Here is a 21,221-nt window from a genome sequence, read left to right on the forward strand (position 1 = left end):
GGGGGGGGGGGGGGTTTGCGGGGCGTGCGGTGCGGGGGTGCCGTAGTGGTTCTGGGGGGTGGGTGGGGTGGGTGCCTGAGGCGTGGGGGTGGTGGGGGTTTGCGGGGCGTCGGGAGTGGGGGCGCCGTAGTGGTCCTGCGGGGTGGGTGGATGGGGCGGCTGAGCCGTGGGGGTGGCGGCGGGGGCTTGCGGGGCGTCCGGCGTGGGGGTGGCGTAGTGATCCTGTGGGGCGGCCGGGGTGTGCCCTTGAGCCGTGGGGCCGGCGGCGGGGGCGGCCGGGGCGCCTGGTGCCGGGCTGCCGTAACCGCCCTGGGTGGCGGGGAATTCGGGCGCGCCGAAGGCGCCCGGCACGGGCGCGGGGGACGCGTACGGGAGCGGGCCGGGCGGGGTCAGCGGGGCGCTCGGCGGGTACGGCGGGAGCTGCGGCGCGGCCGCCTTCTCCGGCCCGGAGTTGGGGGCGTCGCCGTCCGGTGCCGCCTGCGGGACGGCCTGCGCCGGGGCGGCGGCGGGGGAGCCGGAGGCGTCGGTGCCCGGCTCCGCGGGCGCGGGCGCGTCCGCCGTCGGATCGGCGTGGGGCTGGGGCTGGGGCTCGGACTCCGGGGTGCCGGAGTCGGTGCGTACGGCACGGTCGGCCGCCGCGTCCGGAGCCGGCACCTCGGCCGGTACGTCGGCAGCCGACGCCGCGTCGAGGCGCGGTGCGGCGGGCGGGAAGTCCGGCGGGAGCGGCGGCAGCGCGCTGTGCGGGTCGGCCGGCGGGGCCCACGGCGCGGCGTCCGCCCCGGTACCGGGGTTCTCGCCGGTGCCGTCGGTGGGCGCGTCGTCCGTACGGCCCGTCATACGGCGCCGGAGCGCGGCCGCCGGGAACCGCAGGGTGCCCTTGTCGCGCGCGGCGCCCTCACCGGCGCTCACGTCCGGCCCGGCCACTGGCCCGAACCCGGGGAGCGGCTGCCCGGCGCCGGGCGTGTCACTGCCGGCGTCCACCGCACCAGGAACGGCCGTGTGCCCGCCAGCAGTTGACGCGGCCGGACCCGGGGCGGGCAGGGATGCGTCTGCCGACGCTGTCGCGGCGTGGGCGCTCGGGTCCGTGCTGTCAGGGGTGCCCGTTGTGCTGGGAACGGTGTTGTGCGCGTGGGGTGTCGGGGTGGCCGGTGGCGTGGTTGCGCCGGCGCCCTGGCCCGGAATGCGTGGCGCGTCCGCCGCGCCCGGGGCGGCCGTGTGACTGCCGGTCGTCGGGGAGGCCGGGCCTGGGGCGGGCCATGGTGTGTTGGCCGGTGGCGTGGTTGCGTCGGTCCCCTGGCCCGGAATGCCAGGCGTGTCCGCCGCACCCGGAACGGTCGTGTGGCCGTCGGCCGTTGGGAAGGCCGAGTCCGGGGCGGGCCATGGTGTGTTGGCCGGTGGTGTCGTTGCGTTGGTTCCCTGACCCGGGACGCCTGGCGCGTCCGTCGCGCCCGGAGCGGCCGTGTGGCCGTTCGCCGGCAGGGTGGCCGGTGGTGTCGTCGCGTCGGTCCCCCGGCCCGGAGCGTCAGGCGTGTCCGCCGCACCCGGAACGGTCGCGTGGCCGTTCGTCGTCGGGGCGGGCCACGGTGTGCCGGCCGGTGCCGGGGGTACCGGATCGGCACCCGGGCCCGTACCGGCGGGCGCGGCCGCCGCACCCGCGTTCGCCGTCGGCGTACCCGGAGCCGGTGTCGGCGCCGCAGGCGCCACCACGTTCTGCGAGTACCAGGCAGGTGGGGTGTAGTCGATCGTGAACTCGCCCGTCAGCTCCGGCTCGTCGCGTTCGTGACCGGCGTCGGGCCGGCCCTCACCGGCTGAGGACCCGCCCGCGCGGATCTCGTCCCGATCGCTGCTCACAATGCCTCCTGCTGGTTGGACTGGCGCCCATGAACGGCCCTGCCGGGCCCGACCGTTCCTGTCGTCGGACCGCCCGGGGGCTCCCCCATGCGCGACGGGAGAACCCGGCAAAAGCTCTCCAGTGCGTACACCCGCCAAGCCTAATCGTCATACGCATCGCTGGGGCAGGCCCGTCTCCGCACCGTCAGCCGTCACCGGCTGTCCCTCCGTCAACGACCGGGCGGCCTGTCGGAGGCGGGTGATACAAAGGGGCCCCGCTCGACGTACACAACAGCGCGGGACTTACGCCCGATTCGCTCCTTTTCGGGGGAATGTCTGGGGAATCCCCCGGTGTTCCGCCGCAAACGCGGGGGGAGACAGAACGCGCGACGGTCCCGCACAGCAAGAGGAAAGCGCTGATGGTCCAGCCGCCCCCGCCCCCACCGATGCCGTCGGACAAGCCCGCGCAGGGCGGCCCCGGCGCACCGCAGGAGTCGGCTCCGAATGCTCCGGGGAAGATGAACACCCCCGAGAGCGCGCACGCGCCAGGTGACGTGAACGCCGGCGAAGACGTGAACGCCCGTGAAGGCGCGCCCGCGTCAGCGAACGGCACCGCCCCGGAGGCCGGGCCCGCCGCCGAGGGCAAGGTCTCCCAGGGTGCCGTTGCCGGGGCCGGCGCCCCCGGCGCACCGGGCCCGGACGCGACGATGTCGCTCCGCAAGCCGCCGACGGCACCCCAGCCGCCGGCCGTCCCGGCTGCCCAGCCGCCGGCCGTCCCGGCTGCCCAGCCGCCGGCCGTCCCGGCGGTTCCTCCGGCGCCTGCCGCCGGGCAGCCCGTGCCCCCCGCCCCGCCGACGGCGCCGCCGCGGCCCCCGGCCTTTTCCCCGGGCGCGCCCGCGTGGGGCGGCCCGGCACAGGGGCAGAACCCGTACGCGCAGCAGCAGCCCGCCCCGGGGACGAACCCCTACGCCCAGCAGCCCGGCCCGGGCGGAGCCAACCCGTACGCCCAGCAGCCGCCCGCCCACCCCGGCGGCTACCCGCCGCAGCCCGGCGGCCCGGGCCAACCCGGCATACCGGGGCAGCCGTTCGGCGCCCCCATACCCGGCATGCCCCCGGCCGGCGGCCCCGGCACCCCCGGTGGCCCGGGCAAGAAGCGCACGGCCGTCATCATCGGCGCGGCCGCCGCGGTCCTGCTCGCGGCGGGCGGCGGCGCGTGGGCGTTCATGGCCGACAGCGGCTCCGACGGCGACAAGAAGCCGCAGGCCCACAGCAGTTCGGGTGCGGCCGACCAGGGCAGGAGCGGCGACGACGATGCCGGTTCCCGCCCGGGCAGCAGTGACGACGACCCCAACAACGCGCGCCAGAAGGGCGAAGCGAAGATCGTCATCAACCAGAACGGCCCGGAGGTCGCCCGCCAGGGCAGCGACATCCCCGGTTTCTGGGTGCTCGACGACTACGTCGTCAAGACCGTGCTGGACAAGGTCGTCGCCTACAACCTGTCCGACGGCAAGGAGAAGTGGACCGTCCCGCTGCCCAAGCGGGTGTGCGCGGCCCCGCTCCACATGACGGACGACGGCAAGGTCGTCGTCGCCTACGAGGGCGACAAGAAGGACAGCTGCGCCAACTACGCCATGATCGACCTGAAGGCGGGCAAGAAGGGCTGGGACAAGCCGATTCCGAAGACGGGCGGCTTCGCCGAGAGCTTCATCGGCCTCGACATGGCCCTGAGCGGCAACGCCGTGGGCGCCGCCTGGTTCGGCGGCTCCGGCATGGTGCGCGTCAGCGACGGCGCTCAGATCCCCACCCCCGACCTCGGATCCGGCTGCTCGGTCGAGGGCTACGCGGGCGGCAGGGCACTGCTGCGCTCCTGGCGCTGCAGCACCACCGACGACACCTCGCACATCGAGAAGGTCGACCCCGGCACGGGCAAGGCCCTGTGGACGTACGACGGCCGCAAGGGCCTGCAGACCAAGAAGATCTACTCGACCGAACCGGCCGTCGTCTCCTTCGCCTCCGGCGACAAGAAGACCGGCGGCGTCTTCGCGCTCAAGGACGGCAAGGAACGCTCGATCATCGACCTCGGCAAGCAGCGCTACGCGCCGACCTGCGGCCTGTCGATCGTCAACAGCAACCTCGGCGGCTGCCAGGGCGTCGCGGCCTCCGACGACACCCTCTACCTGCCGACCTCCGACGAGAACAGCTTCCGCGACGGCAACGAGGTGCACGCCTTCGACCTCAACACCGGCAAACGGCTGTGGGCGTCGAAGAACAACAAGCGTGAACTGATGCCCCTGCGGACCGAGGGCAAGAACGTCATCGCCTACCAGCGGCCGTCGTTCGAGTCGGCGGGCGCGGTCGTGAGCGTCGGCCCCGACGGCACCCCCAAGGTGCTGCTCCAGGCCCCGCAGTCGACGAGGTCCACCGAGAGCGCCTTCTACAGCGCGCGCTACGCCTACGAGGGCGGCCGCTTCTTCATCGCCTCGAACCGGCTGACCGGCACGAGCAACGGCGACGGCGGCGAGAAGCTGCTGCTGGCGTACGGGAAGTGACGGCGCGACGGGTCAGGGGCCTCCCCCCTGACCCGTCGATCCCCCTGACCCGTCAGTCCATCCGCCGGGCCACCCCCAGCAACCCCACCTCCGCCTCCGAAGGCCGCGTGTCCACATACGTCCGCGCCCGACGGTCGCACCACAACGTGACCCCGTCCCGCAGCGTCGGCAGCGCCGCCACCTCGGCCGGCGGCAACTCCAGCAGTCCGCCGAGCAGCCGGGCCTCGTCGGGCGAGACACGCTGCACCCCGACGACATCCGCGCCCTCCACCAACCGCTGTGCCTCCGGGCCGAGATAAGGCAGCAGGGTGAGCACGGGCTGCCACGGCGCGGGCACGGTACGGCCGCGCGGCGGCCGGGCCCCGCAGTCACGCAGCACGAGCACCGGACCGTGCACCGACGGACCCTGCGGCGGCACCCGCCCCACGTCGTGCAGCGTGATCCACGGCTGCCCGCCTCCCGCCGCCTGCGCGAGCGCCGCCCACACCTGCCGCCGCCCCGTCTCGACGGCGACCCTGATGCCCGTACCGACCGCACGCAACGCGATGACCTGCGCCGTCCACGCGCCGCCGATCAGCACCGCGTCGAACGGCACGGGCCGGGCCAGCCCGAGCACGGCGGGCGCCTCGCGCGCGTCGACGCCGACGACCACGCCGTCGTCACCGACCGGCAGCGCGAGGTCCGCCAACTCCCCGGGCGCCGGCTCGTACCGGGCCCGGCGCGGACCGAGCAGCCCGAACCCCCGCAGGCCCGCCCCGCGCGCCCCGGCCGTCACCGCGTGCCCCCCAGCGGCAGGGTGGCCAGCACGCCGGGCACCTGCTCGTGGTCGAGGCGCACCAGGCCGACCCGTACGGACCGCGCCGCACGCTCCAACTCTCGCCGCGACGCCGCCAGTTCGTCGGCACTGCGCCCGGTGACCCGTATGTGACCCGTCAGCGTCGGTACATGCTGCCCGTCGCGGACCCGGCCGCGCCCCAGCGTCACGCTCAGCGTCGTCGACAGGGCCGGTATCGAGGTCAGGGACGCGGCCAGCTGCGGCAGGGGAGCGGCCCCCGGACGCGGCGGGCGGCCCACTCCGTACGTGGTGTGCCAGCGGTCGTCGCACCGCCAGGCCCGGGGCAGTTCGGCCGTCCGGCGCGCGGGCGCGCCGGCCCGTACGGACTGGTCGGACTGGGCCGTGGCCACCGGATTGACGTTCGCCGCCGTCGCGACGGCCGCCGCCAGCCCGCCCTCGGACAGCACCACCGCCCGGAACCCGGCCCCGCGCAGCCGGCTCGCCAACTGGTCCGCCGCCCGCAGCACGCACCGCCGCGCCCCTGCCTCCCCACCGCCGCGCGCGGCGACGGCGTCCGGGCACAGCTCCGGGTCGAGCTTGAGCGCGACCCACGTCAGCCGCGCGGCCGGCGAGCCCGACATCCCGTGCAGCGGAGCGTAGTTGCGGGCGGCGAGCGCCTCCGCCTCCAGCTGCGGCGCGGGCGCGGGCAGCGTGTGCTGCACCACCTGGACGGACTCCAGCCGTATGCCGTCGACCTCCATGCCGTCCCGCAGCAGCGCCAGCGGCAGCGCGCTCTGCGCACGCGGCGCGCGCAGCGGCCCCTCGGCCGGGTCGATCCGCAGCACGGCCGTGACGAACGTCCCGTCCCCGATCACACCGACCGTACGGCCCGAACGGTCGGTGAACGAGCCGGTGCGCAGGGCCGGTTCGCACTCCACGACCGGCGCGAGCGCGGGCGCGACCGTGCGGGCGGGCGGTATGACGGTGTCGGCGGTGGCGGGGGCGCCCGGCGGGGCGGCCGTACCGCCGGAGCGCCGGGCACCCCCGGCCCGTACGGCACCCGAAGCCGCACCCGGAAGATCCGGCACCGCGGCGGCCGCACCGGCGGCGTACCGCCCCTCACCAGGCACGGGAGCGGCGGACGCGCCCGGAGCCCCGGCACCCGGCATCCCCGGCGCGGCAGGGACTCCCGCGGCATGCCGGCCCCCCGAACGCACCCCCACGGCCGACCGCCGCACCCGCCGCCGCATCCCGTGCGCCGCGACGAGCCACTCCACGAGCGGCCGCCGCCCCCGGTACACCAGCGCCGGCACCGCGAGCAGCGCGGCCACGGCCACGGCCGCCACCAGCAGCCCCCGGCCCCCGCCGGGAGCCACCCACGCGAGCAGCACGAGCGCGGCCGCCACCTCGACGAGCACCAGCTGATACAGCCGCACGGACCCGGCCCCCGCGGACCGCCCCGCACCCCGCGACACTGCCGCGCCCGGCGCGGCAGACGCACCGGCGGCCGCCCGTAAGCGCGTTGCGACACCCATCCCCGTACCGCCCCCTCTCCGCTGCTCAACCCCGGCCGTCGCACGGCCGATTGCCGACCCGGACCCGGCCGCAAGCACCCCCGGCGCCCGCTCGTGATCCCGTACCGGCATAGTAGGGGGCCGGTGTGACACCGCGGCCCCGAGGAGTACCCGGAGACGACCCGGACTTCACCCCGACACCCACCCCCACCCCGGCCAACCGGCCCCGGACACAAGGGAGAAACGGCAGCCCATGGCATCCCGGCGGGACGAGCTCAACGCCTACACCTTCGCCAAGAGACGCACGGTCGCCGCCTTCCTCCAGCCCTCGCCCGGCGGCACCGACGAGAACGCCCCGCGCCCGCTGCGCACGGTCCTCCCCGGCATCGTCGTCGGCGCCCTGCTCGTCGCGGGCTTCGGCGCCTGGGGCGTCTTCCGGCCGACCGCGCCCAGGGGCTGGGACGAAGTCGGCGCCCACGTCATCGTCGGCAGCGAGTCCACCACCCGCTACGTTGTCCTGGAGACCGACGGCAGGAAGCAACTCCACCCCGTCCTCAACTACGCCTCCGCCAAACTCCTCCTCACCCCGGAGAAGTCCGACGTCCTGAAGGTCCGCGAAGCCGAACTCGACAACGGCCGCATCCCGCGCGGCCCGACCCTCGGCATCCCCTACGCCCCCGACCGCATGCCCACCCCCGGGGAAGCGGGCCGCAAGAAGCAGTGGGCGGTGTGCGAACAGCCCGGCGGCAACGGCCGGACCACCCAGAAGGCCGTCTTCCTCTTCGCCGGACGCGACCCCGGCCTGAGGAAACTCGAAGGCTCCGGCCGCCTGCACGGGGACCGGGCCCTCTACGTCCAGGGCCCCGACGACGCCCGCTACCTCGTCGACCCCCGCGGCACCAAGTACCTGCTGGGCGGCCCCGACTGGCGCACCGCCGACGCCTCCGAGCACAACCTGCTGCTCCGCTCCGTCTTCACCGACGGTGCCCGACCGCAACGCGTCACCAAGGACTGGCTCGACACCCTCGACGACGGAGCCCCCATCGTCTTCCCGCAGCTCCGGGGCGACGACGGGCGGATCGGCGCCGACGCGTCCGTACCCACCCTGCCCGCACGCGCCGACCGCGTCGGCATGGTCCTCGAAGCACCCACCGGCAGCGGCACCCAGCACTACGTCGTCCTGCGGGGCGCCGTCCGGCGCGTCTCCCCGTTCGTCGCCAAGCTCCTGCTGAACAGCAAGGACCTGGCACCGCTCGGCCAGGCCGGAAGCCCCGAGCGGGTGAGTGCGGCCTCCTTCACCCCCGACGACGAGGAGTTCTACGGCCAGTACCACTGGCCCACGACGGTCCCCCGACAGGCCAACGCCCTGGAGACGGGGTCCGGTTCCACGGTCTGCAGTGTCTTCGGCGGACTGCGCGCGAACGGCACGGCCGACCTCGCGGTGTGGGCCGGCGACGGCTACCCGGCGACGATCGCGGACGGAGGGACGAGCGCGTACGTCACACCCGGCACGGGCCTGCTGTACCGGCAGGTGACCGGACGGCAGACGGACAGCGGCCCGGTGTTCCTGGTGACGGACACGGGACTGCGGTACGGCGTGCAGACGAACAACGACAGCGCGACGGACAAGTCGGCCATCGGTACCTCCGAAGAGGAACGCAAGGAAGGGCAGAAGCAAGAGCAGAACGAGGCGAACCAGGCGCAGACGAGACTGGGTTACCGGGGCGTGACCCCGGTGCCCGTACCGGCGAACTGGTCCAGGTTCCTGCCGACCGGCCCCAGGCTCGACATGAACAGCGCGAAGCAGCCGCAGGGCTCGTAGGACGATGGCGAAGACGAAAGCGGCACTGACACTGGCCGCACTCCTGACGACCGTCTGCGCCAGCGTCGCACCCGCGCAGGCGGCGCCTTCCGGCAGCGGGGAATGCACCTACCCGGCAAAGCCGATCAAGGGAACGCCCTGGGCGTTGCAACGGGTGCTGCTGGACCGCCTCTGGGAGCACACCAGAGGCAGAACGGCGGACGGCCGCCCCGTACGCGTGGCCGTGATCGACACCGGCGTGGACGTCGTCAACCCCCAACTCACCGACGCCGTCGACCCCAAGAGCGGCGCCGACCTCCTCTCCGGCCCCTCGGACCAGCTCAAGGGCCCGACCGTCGACCCCGTGGGCCACGGCACCAAGGTCGCGGGCATCGTCGCCGCCCGCCCACGCCCCGGCACCGGCTTCGTCGGCCTCGCCCCCGAGTCGGTCGTCATCCCCATCCGCCAGAACGACGAACGGGGCACCGGTACGTCCCACACACTGGCCCTGGCCATCCGTAAGGCGGTCCAGGACGGCGCGGACGTCATCAACGTCTCGCAGGACACCGCGCAGCCACTGCTGCCGGACTCGGACCTGGAACGTGCCGTGAAGGAGGCCCTGGCACGCGATGTGGTGGTGATCGCCTCGGCGGGCAACGACGGCCTGGACGGCAACGTCAAGAAGACCTATCCGGCCGCGTACGAGGGCGTCCTGGCCGTGGCCGCCTCCGACCGCAACAACGAACGCGCTCCCTTCTCACAGCCGGGCGACTTCATCGGTGTGGCCGCCCCCGGTGTGGAGATGGTCTCCACCGTGCCGGGAGGCGGCCAGTGCGTCGACAACGGCACGAGCTTCTCCGCCCCGTACGTGGCAGGCGTCGCCGCCCTCCTGCGCGCCAAGCACCCCGACTGGAAGCAGCACCAGATCGTCGCCCAGATCGAGCAGACGGCGGAGCGCACGTCCGAGGATCGCGACCGGTACGTGGGGTGGGGTGTTGTCGACCCGGTCCGGGCACTGGCGGAGGACAGCCGCCCGGTCGACGCGGTACACCCGCAACGCCCGCCGGCACGCGAGGCGCGTACGCCCACAGTGCCCGGTCTCGCGGCGGGCGAGAGCAGGCAGGAACGGGAGGAGCGGATCGCGACGTATGCGGTGGGGGGTGCCGGGGTGCTCGTCGCCGTGATCGCGGGAGTGGGCGTCGTGGCACGGGACCGGCGCGAGCGTGTACGGGCACGTGGCCCGGTGTCCTGACGGCGCGTCGGCTCGTCAAACGTCCCTGACGTATACACAGTTGGGGTGTGCACGAACGAGTGAATAGAGTGACGTCGGCATGCCCGGGGGAAGATCAAGGGGAGGGGTAGAGCCGGGGTGGACCTCAGCAAGGAAGCCGAGACACTGACCGCGTTCCGGAACCGCGTCGAGGAAGCGCTCAGCAAACTGGAGCGCTCGTCGGCGTCGGCCAAGGCCATGGGCGACCACCGCATCGCCGGGGACGCGTACGGGAAGGGCTTCGACTCGGCGGAGGCACTGGCCGCACTGTACGAGACGGTGCACGGCCGGCTGCAGGAGCTCTCGAAGGTCTTCGGGGACCAGATCGAGGCGATGGGGCTCGCGGCGGTGATCGCGGAGCGCGGCTATGACGGGATGGATGCGGAGGAGGCTGCGCGGATGCGGGGGATTGAGGAGAGGGCGCTGGAGTATCGGCGCAGCCGCCCCGCGGCGAGCGATTCCGGGCAGCCCGGTGCGGCTTCGGCAGCGCCGCCGAGCGAAGGCGGCACCGGCGCGACCGGCGGCGGCTATTAGGGGGAGGGCACAGTGGCAGACGGCAAGTTCGACAACCTCAGCTTGCGTGAGCTGTACGCGATGGTGGCCGAGGCCAAACCGGAGCAGCTGACCAGGGTCGGTGACGCGTTACAGGCTGCGTACCACGACCTCGTGTCCATCAGCGACGACCTGAAAGTACATGTGGGACGGGTCAAGCTGGAGGGGGAGGGCGGAGAGGCATTCCGCAACTGGGGCCACCAAATGGTCATGCAGACCCATAAGTTGGCGCACTATGTGCAGTCGGCGGGCTCGTGCATGAGCAGCGCGGGGGAGGGTCTGGCAAGCGTCAAGTCGGGCATGCCGAAGCCGGATTTCGTGCGCGTCGAGGAACCGGGCGCGGAGCGGGGGCGGGTTTTCGTGGACCCGCAACGGCAGGAGGCGGTCAACCTCATGCACAAGCTGGATTCCTATTACCGGGTGGCGCATGAGGGGTTGTCGGGGTTGGAGGAGCCGCGATTCGGGTTGCCGCCAGGCGCTGGACGTTCCCTTTCCGACCCCGTAGAGCATCCATATCAGGCAGAATCGGCGGCCGACGGTGCCGCAACTGGGCACGTGGTGCCGGGTGCGTTCGTCGGTGTCGACAGCACACGTGCTCCGGTGGGCTCGGGACCGACGGCGGCCGAGCACCACACAGTGATTGGGCGGACAGGTCTCGACGCGACACCGGCTTCCCTCGCGGAATCCGGGACGGGGACGAGTCTCAACTCCCGGAGTGTCCTTCCGGGGCCGAGTGTCAATGCAGAGCGCACGGCGGCGGGTCCGATGCCCGGTTATGGGTCTGTCCCCGATTCCGGCCTACCAACAGTGCCCATCGTCTCGGGCGCCGCCCGGCCTCGCTTGCCGGACAGCGAAGCACCGGATCAGAACCGTCGAGTGGCTGGCCTGACCATGCCTGGGACCGGTACATCATCGCGGACAGGCACACGCGACGGGATTGTTGGCGGAGTGGCGGCCCGCTCAGCAGCGGGGAACACAACGCCCCGGTTGCCCCGCGGGACTGTATTGGGCGAAGAGCAAATGCAGCCAGTCCGCCGGCCTTTGGCAGCAGGCGGCAACTCAGGTGTATCGAAAGGGGGGAACACGCCCGTACGACTTCCTGGGTCCGTTACCGGCTCGGAGCCCGGGGGCGGTAGCCATGCCCCATCGGGGCGCCGTGTGACTCCTGGACCCGGAGGTGCATCCAGTGTTGCTCGTGGCTGGCAAGAGCAGCAATCCGAACTCACCCCGGGAAGCTCCGGTTTGAGCCGTCAAGGTCAGCCCATGGGCGCGTTGCCGCATGCTGGCCCTGCTTCGACCGGAGGATTGCGGAATCGAGTGGGCAACCGGCCGGACTACCTGAAGGAGGACGAAGAGACGTGGACCAAAGGACAACGCAACACGGTGCCACCCGTCATCCAGTAGGGGATCGGTGCGTAGGCGACTGTTAGGAGCCGGTGGGATGCCAGCCGCGAGGCGCTCAGGAGGACACCGTGGTGCTGCAACCATGGTGCTGTTGAGTGCTGCAGTGATGCTGTCGGGGAATTCCGTGCCGGAGGCTGCCGCAGAGGACATGCGCTTGCGGCAGTGGTATCTCGATTCCATGCAAGCGGACGCCATGTGGTCAGTAAGCCAGGGCGAGGGCATCACTGTCGCGGTCGTTGACTCAGGGGTCGATCCTTCGGTCCCCGAACTGCGGGGTCAGGTCCTGCAAGGAGCGGACGTATCCCATGCACCAGCGGGTGCGCACACCGACAGTGAGGGCCATGGGACGGAGATGGCTGCTCTTATCGCGGGCACAGGCGCCGACGGAGGTCTTCGAGGGCTAGCGCCAAGAACCAAGATTCTGCCAGTCAGGGCAAAGGCTGCAGCAGGGGACGCTCAGGACGCTTTGATGGGACGGGCACTCCGATACGCAGTGGAGCACGGAGCCCGAGTCATCAACGTGTCGATGGGAGGAACCGGCAGTGGCCCTGACCAGTTTCCTCGGACCCAGGAAGCGGTGAACTACGCTCTGGCCAAGGGGAGTCTCGTCTTTGCGGGCGTCGGGAATGACGGTGACAAGGGAAACCCGGTTGAGTTCCCCGCCGCGTTGCCCGGTGTTGTCGGCGTCGGTGCTGTCGACAAGGCATCCACCGTAACCAAGTTCTCCAATTGGGGTAAGCAAGTGGCGCTCGCGGCGCCGGGAGAGGAGATCCCGGGTCGCTGTCGGCAGAGTGCGGGCTGGTGTGCACAGCGGGGTACCAGCCCAGCCACCGCAATCGCCTCCGCCTCCGCAGCCCTCATCTGGTCCGCCCACCCCAACTGGACCAACAACCAAGTCCTCCGCGTACTGATGGACACCGCCGGCAAGCCGACCACCGGCACCGTCCCCAGCAAATACATCGGCTACGGCACCATCCGCCCCCGAAAGGTCCTCCTCGACAGCGAAGGCGACCCGGGCCCCCCGGACATCAACCCCCTCCTCCCGGCAGCCCAATCTCCGAAGCCCTCCACCCCCCAAGCCCCGAACGACACGACCTCCGCCGCCAATCCAGAACCGACCCGAGCAGAGGAGGACAACACCACTCTCTGGCTCGGTCTAGGGATCGCCGCAGCCATCGCGGCAGCGGCGGCAGCCGCCGCGTACGCCGTACGTCGCCGCAAGAGCGACCGGCACACGCCAGACCACAACTCCACACCAACAACCCACACGCACACCTACTCAAGGGGGGAGCCGGACCATGTCGGACACCCAGAAAATCAGTGATCACGCATTCTTCAAGTTCGAGAACAGCATCCAGGAAACGAGCGAGGCCCTCTCGGCCAACCTCCGCACCCTCGTGAACGCCATCGCGACCGTGGAGGCCGCCTGGACCGGCGCCGGTGCCGACGCCTTCCGCAGGGCGCAGACGTCCCTGAACGAGGACCACAATGCCCTGCGCCAGCTGATCGACATGATTCACGAGGCGGTGAGCCTCACCCGGAAGTACGGTCACGCGAACGACGGCGACGTCCTCGCGAGCTTCAACCGGATCGACGTGAGCGGTGCGTCCGCAACAGGCACCGGCACCGGCGTCGGCATGGCGAGCAAAATCGACAACTACTGACAGACCAGGGGGAGAAGCCCATGCAGAATGCAGACCTGAAGGTCCAGTACAGCTCGGTGGAGAGGACGGCCGACGACATCGACCGCGCCGCCGGCGTCGTGGACAAGCAGCTCCAGGACATCTGGGCTGCGGTGAACGCCGTGACGGAGGGCTGGGACGGTGAGGCCCACCAGATGATGCTGCACGCGAAGGCGAAGTTCGACGCGCGCGGCCAGCACATCCACAGTGTGCTGAAGGAGATCGCGGCCAAGATCCGCCAGGGAAGCGCGGATTACCGCCACACGGACCGCAAGGCGGCCCAGCTGTTCGACCTCGGCTGAGAAGCCGAAAAACTTACGTGCGGCGGGGTGGATCGTAGGCGAATCGTCACCGGATCCACCCCGCTCGCCCGCTCAGTCCAGATCGAACTCCCCGTCGCGGGCCCCCAGGACGAAAGCCCGCCACTCGCCTTCCGTGAAGCGGAGCACCGTGTCGTGGTCCTCGGAGGACCGCATGGCCACGGCGCCCCCGGGCAGATAGGCGATCTCGACGCGCTCCTGGCCCTCGGTGCCGGGGGCGGCGAGCCATTCCACGCCGGAGATGTCCATCGCGTACAGTGCGTCGGTTTCTTCTTGGGTTGCCATGGGTGAGGGACCACCTCTCGGATGCGCTGCTGTGGCCGGATTCCCGCGAAACCAAGCGAGTTGGCGGTCCGCGGGCACGTTTTCGGGAGCAGCGTACTCCGGCTCGTCCGTCCGGCGAACCGGATCTTCAACTCGCTTGCGAACGGGCGTGGACTTGGCCTATAGAGCGCTCTTGCTCAGAGCCGGGCGTACGCTTCGGCGGCCTCGCGCGGGATGACGACCCAGGCCTTGCTCCCGCTGAGCGGCGCCCCCACCTCGTCCAGCCCGCAGAGCCCACCGCAGGCCCCGACGACGGCGTCGAGCATCGCGAGCCCGTCCTGCCGCCGCGCCCGACAGCTGTCGCGGAGCGCTTTCGGGTGCCGGGGGTGCTCGTCGAAGACGGTCACGCGCAGCACACTGAAGCGCCAGCGCAGGGAGAGGCTGACGTCGCTTCCGGGCGTGAACAGGTAGGCGTTCGCGAGGAGTTCGGAGGCGGCGAGGGTCGCGAGATCGGCGAGGTCGCCGAGCCCGTGCTCGTGGAGGAGCCGACGGACGTGGGCCCGGGTGGAGGGCACGCAGTACGGGCCGGCGGGCAGCCCGAGGGAGTAGGTGAGATTGCCGGGTGCGGGCTTCGGCGAAGCCGTCGTTTCGGGGGCGGAGTCGAGGAGGCAGGGGGCGCTGTTGCTCATGCGGACGCTCCAAGGCGCGGGGCAGGTGAGGGAGTTCTCGCACGTGCACGGTTCCCGGTGGCTTGCCTCCCTGGGCGCGGGCACACCTGTCCCAGGGAAGACGGGCATGCTCACGCGGTGCGCTTCCGGCGCCGCCACGTGTGATCGAGGCAACACCGACCGTAGCGCAATCCGGAAGCCCTGTGCTACCAGCTTGCGGCAGGCCCCATGCTCCTGGTTGGTTCTCCCCGAGCTGCGAAGGCACACTGGTCGGCCGTTTCGGGAGGGGCAGCATGCCGCCGAGGAGTAACCCAACGATCCGCCAACGCCGGTTGGGCGCCGCGTTGCGGCAGCTGCGCGAGCAGGCCGGCATCTCGGCGTCGGATGCGGCAGCACTGCTGGGTGTCGACCGCACTCGTATCTCCAACACGGAGGCTGGACGCTTCGGCATCAGTGCGTCACGGATCCGTACTCTGGCCTGCAACTACCGCTGTCCCGACAAAGAACTGGTCGACTCGCTCGCAGACATGGCGCAGGATCGCACCAAAGGGTGGTGGGAGGAGTACCGAGGACGACTCCCAGCGTTCTTCCTGGACATCGCGGAAATCGAGTGGCACGCGACGCGCCTGCGTAATGCGCTGACTTCGCACATCCCAGGCATGCTGCAGACGGAGGACCACGCGAGGGCGATCTTTGATCTGGTGATCCCTGAACTTCCGCCGGACGAGGTCGACCTACGGGTATCGCATCGCTTGCAGCGCCGCCGGGTCCTGGACCGCGATAACGCTCCTGCCTACGAAGCAGTCATCCACGAAGGCGCCCTCCGCATGCAGTTCGGCGGACCGAGCGTCGCCAAGGCGCAGCTGGCGTTCCTCCTGGATGTGAGCGAGCACGAAGCGATCAGCCTCCGTGTGATCCCGTTCGCCGCCGGCGGCTTCCCGGGAGCGGGGCAGACCATCCTCTACGCATGCGGGCCGGTTCCGCAGCTCGACACCGTGCAGCTCGACACGTCTCACGGTTCCGTCTTCATCGATTCCGGCATGGAACTTGCCAACTACCGGCGGCTGTTCGACATGATGGAGCCATACATTCTTGGCGAAGACGAGTCACGCGAGTTCATGCATGCCCTTGCACAAGAGCTATGAAAGGCAACCATGTCCGAGATTCGGTGGCAGGAACCTCTCTGCGCCAATGGCGGCAACGCTTGTCTCCAGATAGGCCACACTGCCGACGGCGTCCCCTTGCTCCGAGAGACGGCCCGGCCCACCGAGACCGTCACGACTACGCGCGAAGGCCTGCGCAACCTCATCGAGGCCGCCAAGCGCGGTGAGCTGGACCACCTTGTCTGAAGTTCATGCTGAAGGGACGAACATGGGTGACATACGCTGGAATCCCCCTTTGCGTGGCGGCGATGGCGGGAATGCCTGCCTCCAAATAGGCCGCGCCGTCGATGGTGCTCTTGTGTTCAGGGAGACGGCCCGGCCCGCCGAGACCGTCACGACTACGCGCGAGAGCCTGCGTAATCTCATCGAGGCTGCCAAGCGTGGCGAGCTGGACCACCTGCTTTGAGGGAATGAGTACGGTCTTGAGGCAAGACGTGCTTGCCCAACCCCGTAGTTCAACGGCATCAGGAATCAAGGGAGATCCGTTCGTCCCAGCCACTTCGGCTTCAACGGGATGCCGTCGTCGTACATCTCCTCCGAGGGCGGTGGAGGTGGTCCCGGCACCGCCTCCACCGGGTTCGGTTGGACAACACCGTGTGTCGGCGCAGTCGTATCCTTCACCAGCGTTGCCGACTCCTCCTGTGACTGCGGATCGGCCGAAGGCAGCGCGGTGGTATCCATCAAGAGCTCTGCGACGGTGAACCGGATGTTGTAGGACTGCCAAGTTCCGTTGACGATCAGCAGGAATCCGTCCGTTTTCCGGAACAGGAGCTGACGCCTTCCGGTGCTGGGACGCTCTGGGACGTACTGCCGGACGATGGCTTCCAACCTGCCCAAAGCGTCCTCGCGCTCGCCCTCCACGCACTCCAGCACGTATGTTTCCGTGTACTTGCCTCCTGACTGTTCTCTGATCAGCCCCCACAGCATCGCGGTTCCCCCACTTCTCTCTCGATCGCTGTCGTCTACGGCTGAGACGTCTCGGAGCAGCCGTGCCGTTCCACGGCATCGCCTGAGAAGGCTCGCACAAGCTGCCGCTGCAACTCAGGGTTTGCCGGAGCCGACCTCTCCCCTGTCGAGCGGTACAGGATCCCACTTGTGAAACGAGCTGGGCCGAAAAACCGTGCGCACTCCGCCGTCGCCCACGCGATGCCGGCCTTCTCGTTGATACCTGCGGGCTCTGTCTCTGCCCACGCCCTCGTGTTGGGCACGTCGCGGGCGTACGGACCGTAGTAGGCGGTGAGGTGATACAACGGCTCCCCTTCGGTGTTCGTGAGAGAGCAGTCTTCGACAAGAGAGTTGTTGATCGGAGTCTCCACCACGCCTCGGACCCCTTGATCCATGAGGGCTGGCTCCAGAGAGCGAAGCATCCGACAACTACCTTGTGCCTGACTGAGTGGGATCGGGTGACGCCGAACCTCAAGGGGAAGGTCTATCGCCCTTACCGGCGAGCCGAGTTGTGCGGAACAACGCAGCTTGTTGGCTGCCGCCGTTGCTGTCTCGATGGCCACTTGGGCAAGTGCGCCGAATCTGGTAGGAGTGTCGAACGCCCCATGCGTCTTAAGTGAGTTCACGCTCACCAGCAGGCTCTTGCCAGTCGTGGGGCAAGCCAGGATGACGCTGGACTCAGCGGATTCCCTGTCCCATTTCATGGTGCCTGACCAGCCGTGGCCAATGGGTACGGCAATTCCCGGGTCTGGGCCAGAATCGTGTCGATTAAGGATCGACAAGGCGAGTCCTGCGTTCTCCCCCCATGCGATGCTGAAGTCTGTGGAGCCACCACTCCGGGCCTCTATGGAACATGAATCCAGCCAGCCGATGCTTGTCCTGCTCTTAACGCTCTTGTCGTTGGCCTCGTGCAAGCGGTCTGTTCCCATGAGTGTCTTGAGGGCACTTTGAGGGAGAAGTCCCCGGCAAGCATTGTCGAGCGACCGCTGATCCTGCCATTGGGTGTAGCCACCTGTGGCGAGGAATGCGGCTGCTCCTGCTACTAGGAGCGTGATGGGGATGACGACAAGGGCAAGGCGTCTGCGTCGGGTTCCCCTGGTGGCCTGCGATACGGGAGTCAGCGCGTCAGAGGACTTCTTGCTCATGTTCGGTGTGTATACCTTCCGTGGGTGTGCTCTTCTCCGTGGGACGTGCTCCCCGTCACTTCAAGAATTTCTTGGACATGTTGTTCGCTCTGTCGAACCCGGACATCACCTGGGCTGTGATCCCCTGGACGAAGTTTCTGCCCTGATCGGAGTCGGTGGAGATGCCGCGCCCATGCCGCCATCCATCCGTCATCAGCGCCATCTGCTTCTCGGCGTCAAGGTAGTGTTCTGAAATTTTGGCGTTTGCCTTGGCGTCTGCGGCTGCCTTCATCTCGTTGGACCACTCCCATGCCCATGTGTCCACACCCCGCTGTAGGGCATCTCCGATGGGCAAGCCATTTTCCCCAAGAGCCAGAGGAGTTACCACACCGCCGAGAATGTGGTAAGCCACTTTGGACTTCCAGTCGGCTCCGGAGTACTCCTCCGCGCGCTTGTCGTTGATCACGTCCTCGCGGATCGCGCTGTAGGCACCCAGAGCGGCACCTGCCTTCTCCATTGGGTTCGTGAGGTCGTAGTGCGCGGGGTTATCGGGAATGCGATCGAGTGTGTCCGAGATGTGGAAGGACTCTGCGCGGTGCAGTGTTGCGTATGCGGTTGGGTCTTCCGAGAGACCTCTCATTGTGCGGAGCAAGGCGCCGTGATCGACCGACATGTTTATTCTGTCGCCTTGTGCCCGGACCCCATCACGTTCTTTGTAGTCGGGGTTGTTCCCGCTGAGGATCTCATGCGTATCCGTTGTGTACTCGGCGAGTGCATTGGACACAGGCTGTCGCAGCTCGGCAGGGGCCGGGTTACTCGCTCCGGGATCCAGGAACTTGACGGTGTCGTGCATGACACGTGCCTGCTGCACGCTGTGCGTGGCTTTGTAGTCCGGGATGTCATTGCCGTTGAGCGGTCCGTGCCCAGTGGCGGCGGCTTCAATGGCCGCGCCCAATCCGGCCATGCCGACCGGGTTGTCGCGTGTACTCAATCCGGTAACGCTGATCAGAGCGACCTTCGGCCACTCGCGTTCCTTGAGTAGATATCTCAGATGGTCGTTCTTCCCATCGGCTCCGGGGTCGAGGAACGACGTAGCGGCGTCGGGGTTCTCGCCCATGAGGCCGAGCAGGTGGTCGAGCGGGTCGCTGGTCACCCCCGACCGGGGGCGCCACTGGGTCCAGATATCCGGATGCTGCTTCTCGACGTCGATGATTTCGCCACCGAGGTCGTTGAGGAACCGCTGTCCGTACTTGTCGTGGTGTTCCATGAGGCCCACAAGCGACTGGTAGCCGTACAGCGGGTCCGTTGTGCTCCCGAAGTTTTTCGCGCCGGCCTTCCGTAGCCCCTCCCGCCAACGGCTGTAGAACTGCGAGTCCGGGTTCTCCATGGCGACCGCGAGGCTCGTGGCCAAACCGATCTGCATGGCCGAGTAGCCCGGCTTGTGTTCCGGATCGCTCTTGGCGACAAGGTCGTTCAGTTGGTTTGCCAGCCCAATGGTCCCGTCCGGGCCGATGCCGTCGAGCAAGGTCTGGCTGAAGGCCTCGTTGTGCTCGTTGTCTCGGAACAAGCGTTGCATATCCGCCAGTTCCCTTGTGTCGAGCTGTCCGCTGGACCTCAGCTTGGCCGCGAGCCGGAGGACTTCCTGGGCCTCCGCTTTTGCGACGGCGCCCTCGGCACCCGCATTGAACCCCTGTACCCCACCCTTCAAGACGTCGGTATTCCGGACCGCCGTCCGCAACGCCAACCGCACCCCCTGGTCGAAGTCGTCGACCGCCTGCACCATCGCCCCGATGCTGTGATTCCACGAGGCTTCCGCTTCGCGCACCCCCGTCGGATCGCGCCGGGCGGCGTCCGCCATCCCCGGCTTGTCGTGGTCGAGAGTGGCGACCCCGCCCTCCGACACCCGCATACCGGCCTTCTCGGCATCCGCGACAGTGGCATGCAACTTCGCCCGTAACTCGGATAGTTGCCCCTGCGCATCCCGCAACAGCGAAGCCACCGCCCGTGCTTCCTTCGCCGCAGCCGTGTACTGCCCGTGTGTCTGCTCCATGTTCGGCCGGGCGAAGGAGTTGGCGACGCCGGTCCAGGTGCCGTCGGAAGCGACGGCTTTGACCTGGCTCTCGTAGACCTTCTGGACCGACTCGAAGTCTTTTGCCGCCGTGTCCCACTGTTCGGTGGCGGCCGAGAGCAGGGAGAGGTCTGTCGTCATGATCTGGTGGTACGTGAGCACGACCGCTCCGGTCTCCTCAGTAGTCGTTCACTCGGGACGGGGTCGCCACCCGTCCGTCCCCCGAAGCCGAAGCGCCCCCGCCCAGCGGGAACGACGCCCCGATACGTGCATCCGACCCCGACAGCAGGCTTTGCGTACCGCTCAGCGCGGACTTCTCCGAAGCGAGCCGGGACTGCAGGGCCTTGACCGAGGTGCGCCAGCCCTCCAGGGCCTCGTTGAGGCCGGCTCCTGTCGCCCAGTCCGCGAAGCCCTTCGCGGCGGACTCCATGGCCGCGTCCATGAGGCGGCCCGCGGCCTGGGAGCCGGGTTCCACGTGCTGCTCCAATGCGGCGACGGCGGCCCGGTGCCGCTCGTAGGACAGTGCGAGATCCGACGCACCCCCACCGGCCCCGGCCCCATCAAGCCGCGTTCGTGCCCCAGTAGCCCCTGCGGCCTGCTGCGCCACCCTCGTTTCCGCGTCCGCGCGTAGTTTGCCCCACTCCTTCTCGAACGACACAGCCCCTCCTGTGATACCCGCCTATTGCCCCAACTGTCCCTCGTGGCAAGGCATTCGTGCGCTCGAAGTTAGCAAGGAGGTCCGCGCGGCGCAGGTGTCCCCCATGGTCTTGTCGCGATCTTGGTGGGCGCTGCCGGACTGCTCCCTGAGCCCGGCTCCACCGGAGTGGCGACCTACGAAGTCACGATTACGTGCGAACCCGCGCGGCGTGAGCTCATCAGCTCAAGAGCAGGGACGGGTGGCTCGATTGCGCCCCAATGAGCCCCTCCGAGCCGGGTCGTGACACTCGGCATCGTGTCTGTGGAGCTCTGAAGCAAGGGCGGCCGCCCTGGGAAGGGCTGGGCAGTGGACGACGTGGTCATGTGAGCGCGGCCCGGATGCGGTCGCGGGTTTCCGCTGCAGACGTGGCGGTGGTCGCCGCGAGTTCGGTGTCGAGTTCGCGGAGCCGGTCGGTGACCCGCGTCGAGGTCACCCGCCCGAGCAGGTCGAGCGCTGTGGCGGTGGTGTGGTCGGCTGCTTCGAGCTCACCGGCTTGGACTTGGGCGCGGGCGAGCGCGATGTGGTCGAAGGCGCGGGAGCGGACCCGCTCGACGGGGCGCTGTGCCGTCCCCGTGGTGATCAGCTCGATGGCCCG

17 protein-coding genes and 3 pseudogenes are annotated in these 21,221 nt (G+C 69.7%); 9 read left to right on the top strand and 11 right to left on the bottom strand.

From position 1 onward, the window contains the following. Window positions 1-981 (bottom strand): annotated as a pseudogene (locus ACFP1Z_RS33140) (hypothetical protein); the annotation flags it as partial. Between the two features lie 547 nt (window positions 982-1,528). Here ACFP1Z_RS33140 and ACFP1Z_RS33145 point away from each other — a divergent pair. Next, a complete protein-coding gene (locus ACFP1Z_RS33145) occupies window positions 1,529-1,738 on the top strand; it encodes a hypothetical protein (protein WP_390321762.1) in 210 nt (69 codons plus the stop codon). 29 nt (window positions 1,739-1,767) lie between these two features. On the opposite strand, the pseudogene ACFP1Z_RS33150 reads toward ACFP1Z_RS33145, so the two are convergent. Next, window positions 1,768-1,851 (bottom strand): annotated as a pseudogene (locus tag ACFP1Z_RS33150) (hypothetical protein); the annotation flags it as partial. A 398-nt stretch (window positions 1,852-2,249) separates the two neighbouring features. Between ACFP1Z_RS33150 and ACFP1Z_RS33155 the strand changes: the two are divergent. After that, complete coding sequence (locus tag ACFP1Z_RS33155; protein WP_390321727.1) at window positions 2,250-4,379, top strand: outer membrane protein assembly factor BamB family protein; 2,130 nt, start codon at window positions 2,250-2,252, stop codon at window positions 4,377-4,379. 52 nt (window positions 4,380-4,431) lie between these two features. Here ACFP1Z_RS33155 and ACFP1Z_RS33160 read toward each other — a convergent pair whose 3' ends face one another. Next, window positions 4,432-5,154 carry a hypothetical protein gene (locus ACFP1Z_RS33160; RefSeq protein WP_390321729.1) on the bottom strand — a complete coding sequence of 241 codons (723 nt, stop codon included), beginning with the start codon at window positions 5,152-5,154 and terminating at the stop codon, window positions 4,432-4,434. Further along, complete coding sequence (gene eccE, locus ACFP1Z_RS33165) at window positions 5,151-6,590, bottom strand: type VII secretion protein EccE (protein WP_390321731.1); 1,440 nt, start codon at window positions 6,588-6,590, stop codon at window positions 5,151-5,153. The genes ACFP1Z_RS33160 and eccE overlap by 4 nt, the downstream gene beginning before the upstream one ends. Before the next feature lie 331 nt (window positions 6,591-6,921). On the opposite strand from eccE, the gene eccB reads away from it, so the two are divergent. The 6 genes from eccB (at window position 6,922) to ACFP1Z_RS33195 (ending at window position 13,679) form a co-directional block, all read left to right on the top strand. Next, window positions 6,922-8,490 carry a type VII secretion protein EccB gene (eccB, locus tag ACFP1Z_RS33170; protein WP_390321733.1) on the top strand — a complete coding sequence of 523 codons (1,569 nt, stop codon included), beginning with the start codon at window positions 6,922-6,924 and terminating at the stop codon, window positions 8,488-8,490. A gap of 4 nt (window positions 8,491-8,494) precedes the next feature. Beyond that, window positions 8,495-9,721 carry a type VII secretion-associated serine protease mycosin gene (mycP, locus tag ACFP1Z_RS33175; protein ID WP_390321735.1) on the top strand — a complete coding sequence of 409 codons (1,227 nt, stop codon included), beginning with the start codon at window positions 8,495-8,497 and terminating at the stop codon, window positions 9,719-9,721. A gap of 117 nt (window positions 9,722-9,838) precedes the next feature. Continuing rightward, entirely contained in the window at window positions 9,839-10,273 is a 435-nt protein-coding gene (locus ACFP1Z_RS33180) for a hypothetical protein (protein ID WP_390321738.1), read from the top strand. A gap of 1,615 nt (window positions 10,274-11,888) precedes the next feature. Next, window positions 11,889-13,019 carry a S8 family serine peptidase gene (locus ACFP1Z_RS33185; protein WP_390321760.1) on the top strand — a complete coding sequence of 377 codons (1,131 nt, stop codon included), beginning with the start codon at window positions 11,889-11,891 and terminating at the stop codon, window positions 13,017-13,019. Then, complete coding sequence (locus tag ACFP1Z_RS33190) at window positions 12,994-13,359, top strand: WXG100 family type VII secretion target (RefSeq protein WP_390321740.1); 366 nt, start codon at window positions 12,994-12,996, stop codon at window positions 13,357-13,359. The genes ACFP1Z_RS33185 and ACFP1Z_RS33190 overlap by 26 nt, the downstream gene beginning before the upstream one ends. 20 nt (window positions 13,360-13,379) lie before the next feature. After that, window positions 13,380-13,679 (top strand): WXG100 family type VII secretion target, encoded by a 300-nt coding sequence (locus tag ACFP1Z_RS33195; RefSeq protein ID WP_390321742.1) that lies wholly within the window; start codon window positions 13,380-13,382, stop codon window positions 13,677-13,679. A gap of 72 nt (window positions 13,680-13,751) precedes the next feature. Here the strand turns inward: ACFP1Z_RS33195 and ACFP1Z_RS33200 are convergent, their stop codons facing one another. Both ACFP1Z_RS33200 and ACFP1Z_RS33205 read right to left on the bottom strand, forming a co-directional pair. Further along, the gene (locus tag ACFP1Z_RS33200; protein ID WP_390321745.1) at window positions 13,752-13,982 is read right to left on the bottom strand and encodes a DUF397 domain-containing protein; all 231 of its coding nucleotides are present in this window, start codon (window positions 13,980-13,982) and stop codon (window positions 13,752-13,754) included. Window positions 13,983-14,158: 176 nt separating this feature from the next. Further along, a complete protein-coding gene (locus ACFP1Z_RS33205; protein WP_390321747.1) occupies window positions 14,159-14,650 on the bottom strand; it encodes an ATP-binding protein in 492 nt (163 codons plus the stop codon). A 272-nt stretch (window positions 14,651-14,922) separates the two neighbouring features. Between ACFP1Z_RS33205 and ACFP1Z_RS33210 the strand changes: the two genes are divergently transcribed. Continuing rightward, window positions 14,923-15,774 carry a helix-turn-helix domain-containing protein gene (locus ACFP1Z_RS33210; RefSeq protein ID WP_390321749.1) on the top strand — a complete coding sequence of 284 codons (852 nt, stop codon included), beginning with the start codon at window positions 14,923-14,925 and terminating at the stop codon, window positions 15,772-15,774. Between the two features lie 489 nt (window positions 15,775-16,263). On the opposite strand, the gene ACFP1Z_RS33215 is transcribed toward ACFP1Z_RS33210, so the two are convergent. From ACFP1Z_RS33215 to ACFP1Z_RS33235, 5 genes and pseudogenes are all read right to left on the bottom strand, one after another. After that, entirely contained in the window at window positions 16,264-16,719 is a 456-nt protein-coding gene (locus tag ACFP1Z_RS33215; protein ID WP_390321751.1) for a hypothetical protein, read from the bottom strand. Window positions 16,720-16,754: 35 nt separating this feature from the next. Beyond that, a complete protein-coding gene (locus tag ACFP1Z_RS33220; RefSeq protein WP_390321753.1) occupies window positions 16,755-17,882 on the bottom strand; it encodes a hypothetical protein in 1,128 nt (375 codons plus the stop codon). Between the two features lie 55 nt (window positions 17,883-17,937). Continuing rightward, window positions 17,938-20,070: a DUF6571 family protein gene (locus tag ACFP1Z_RS33225; RefSeq protein ID WP_390321755.1), complete on the bottom strand. Its 2,133-nt coding sequence runs from the start codon at window positions 20,068-20,070 to the stop codon at window positions 17,938-17,940. A 37-nt stretch (window positions 20,071-20,107) separates the two neighbouring features. Next, window positions 20,108-20,416, bottom strand: coding sequence for a hypothetical protein (locus ACFP1Z_RS33230; RefSeq protein ID WP_390321758.1), 309 nt, complete (start codon window positions 20,414-20,416; stop codon window positions 20,108-20,110). 529 nt (window positions 20,417-20,945) lie between these two features. Further along, window positions 20,946-21,221, bottom strand: a pseudogene (locus ACFP1Z_RS33235) (transcriptional regulator); the annotation flags it as partial.

The sequence above is a fragment of the Streptomyces gamaensis genome (genome assembly GCF_042656465.1).
Lineage (GTDB): Bacteria > Actinomycetota > Actinomycetes > Streptomycetales > Streptomycetaceae > Streptomyces > Streptomyces gamaensis.

Coding starts and splice junctions, on each gene's coding strand:
- ACFP1Z_RS33155 (WP_390321727.1), top strand. CDS start 2,250: ATGGTCCAGCCGCCCCCGCCCCCACCGATGCCGTCGGACAAGCCCGCG.
- eccB (WP_390321733.1), top strand. CDS start 6,922: ATGGCATCCCGGCGGGACGAGCTCAACGCCTACACCTTCGCCAAGAGA.
- mycP (WP_390321735.1), top strand. CDS start 8,495: ATGGCGAAGACGAAAGCGGCACTGACACTGGCCGCACTCCTGACGACC.
- ACFP1Z_RS33185 (WP_390321760.1), top strand. CDS start 11,889: ATGTGGTCAGTAAGCCAGGGCGAGGGCATCACTGTCGCGGTCGTTGAC.
- ACFP1Z_RS33190 (WP_390321740.1), top strand. CDS start 12,994: ATGTCGGACACCCAGAAAATCAGTGATCACGCATTCTTCAAGTTCGAG.
- ACFP1Z_RS33195 (WP_390321742.1), top strand. CDS start 13,380: ATGCAGAATGCAGACCTGAAGGTCCAGTACAGCTCGGTGGAGAGGACG.
- ACFP1Z_RS33200 (WP_390321745.1), bottom strand. CDS start 13,982: ATGGCAACCCAAGAAGAAACCGACGCACTGTACGCGATGGACATCTCC.
- ACFP1Z_RS33205 (WP_390321747.1), bottom strand. CDS start 14,650: ATGAGCAACAGCGCCCCCTGCCTCCTCGACTCCGCCCCCGAAACGACG.
- ACFP1Z_RS33210 (WP_390321749.1), top strand. CDS start 14,923: ATGCCGCCGAGGAGTAACCCAACGATCCGCCAACGCCGGTTGGGCGCC.
- ACFP1Z_RS33215 (WP_390321751.1), bottom strand. CDS start 16,719: ATGCTGTGGGGGCTGATCAGAGAACAGTCAGGAGGCAAGTACACGGAA.
- ACFP1Z_RS33220 (WP_390321753.1), bottom strand. CDS start 17,882: ATGAGCAAGAAGTCCTCTGACGCGCTGACTCCCGTATCGCAGGCCACC.
- ACFP1Z_RS33225 (WP_390321755.1), bottom strand. CDS start 20,070: ATGACGACAGACCTCTCCCTGCTCTCGGCCGCCACCGAACAGTGGGAC.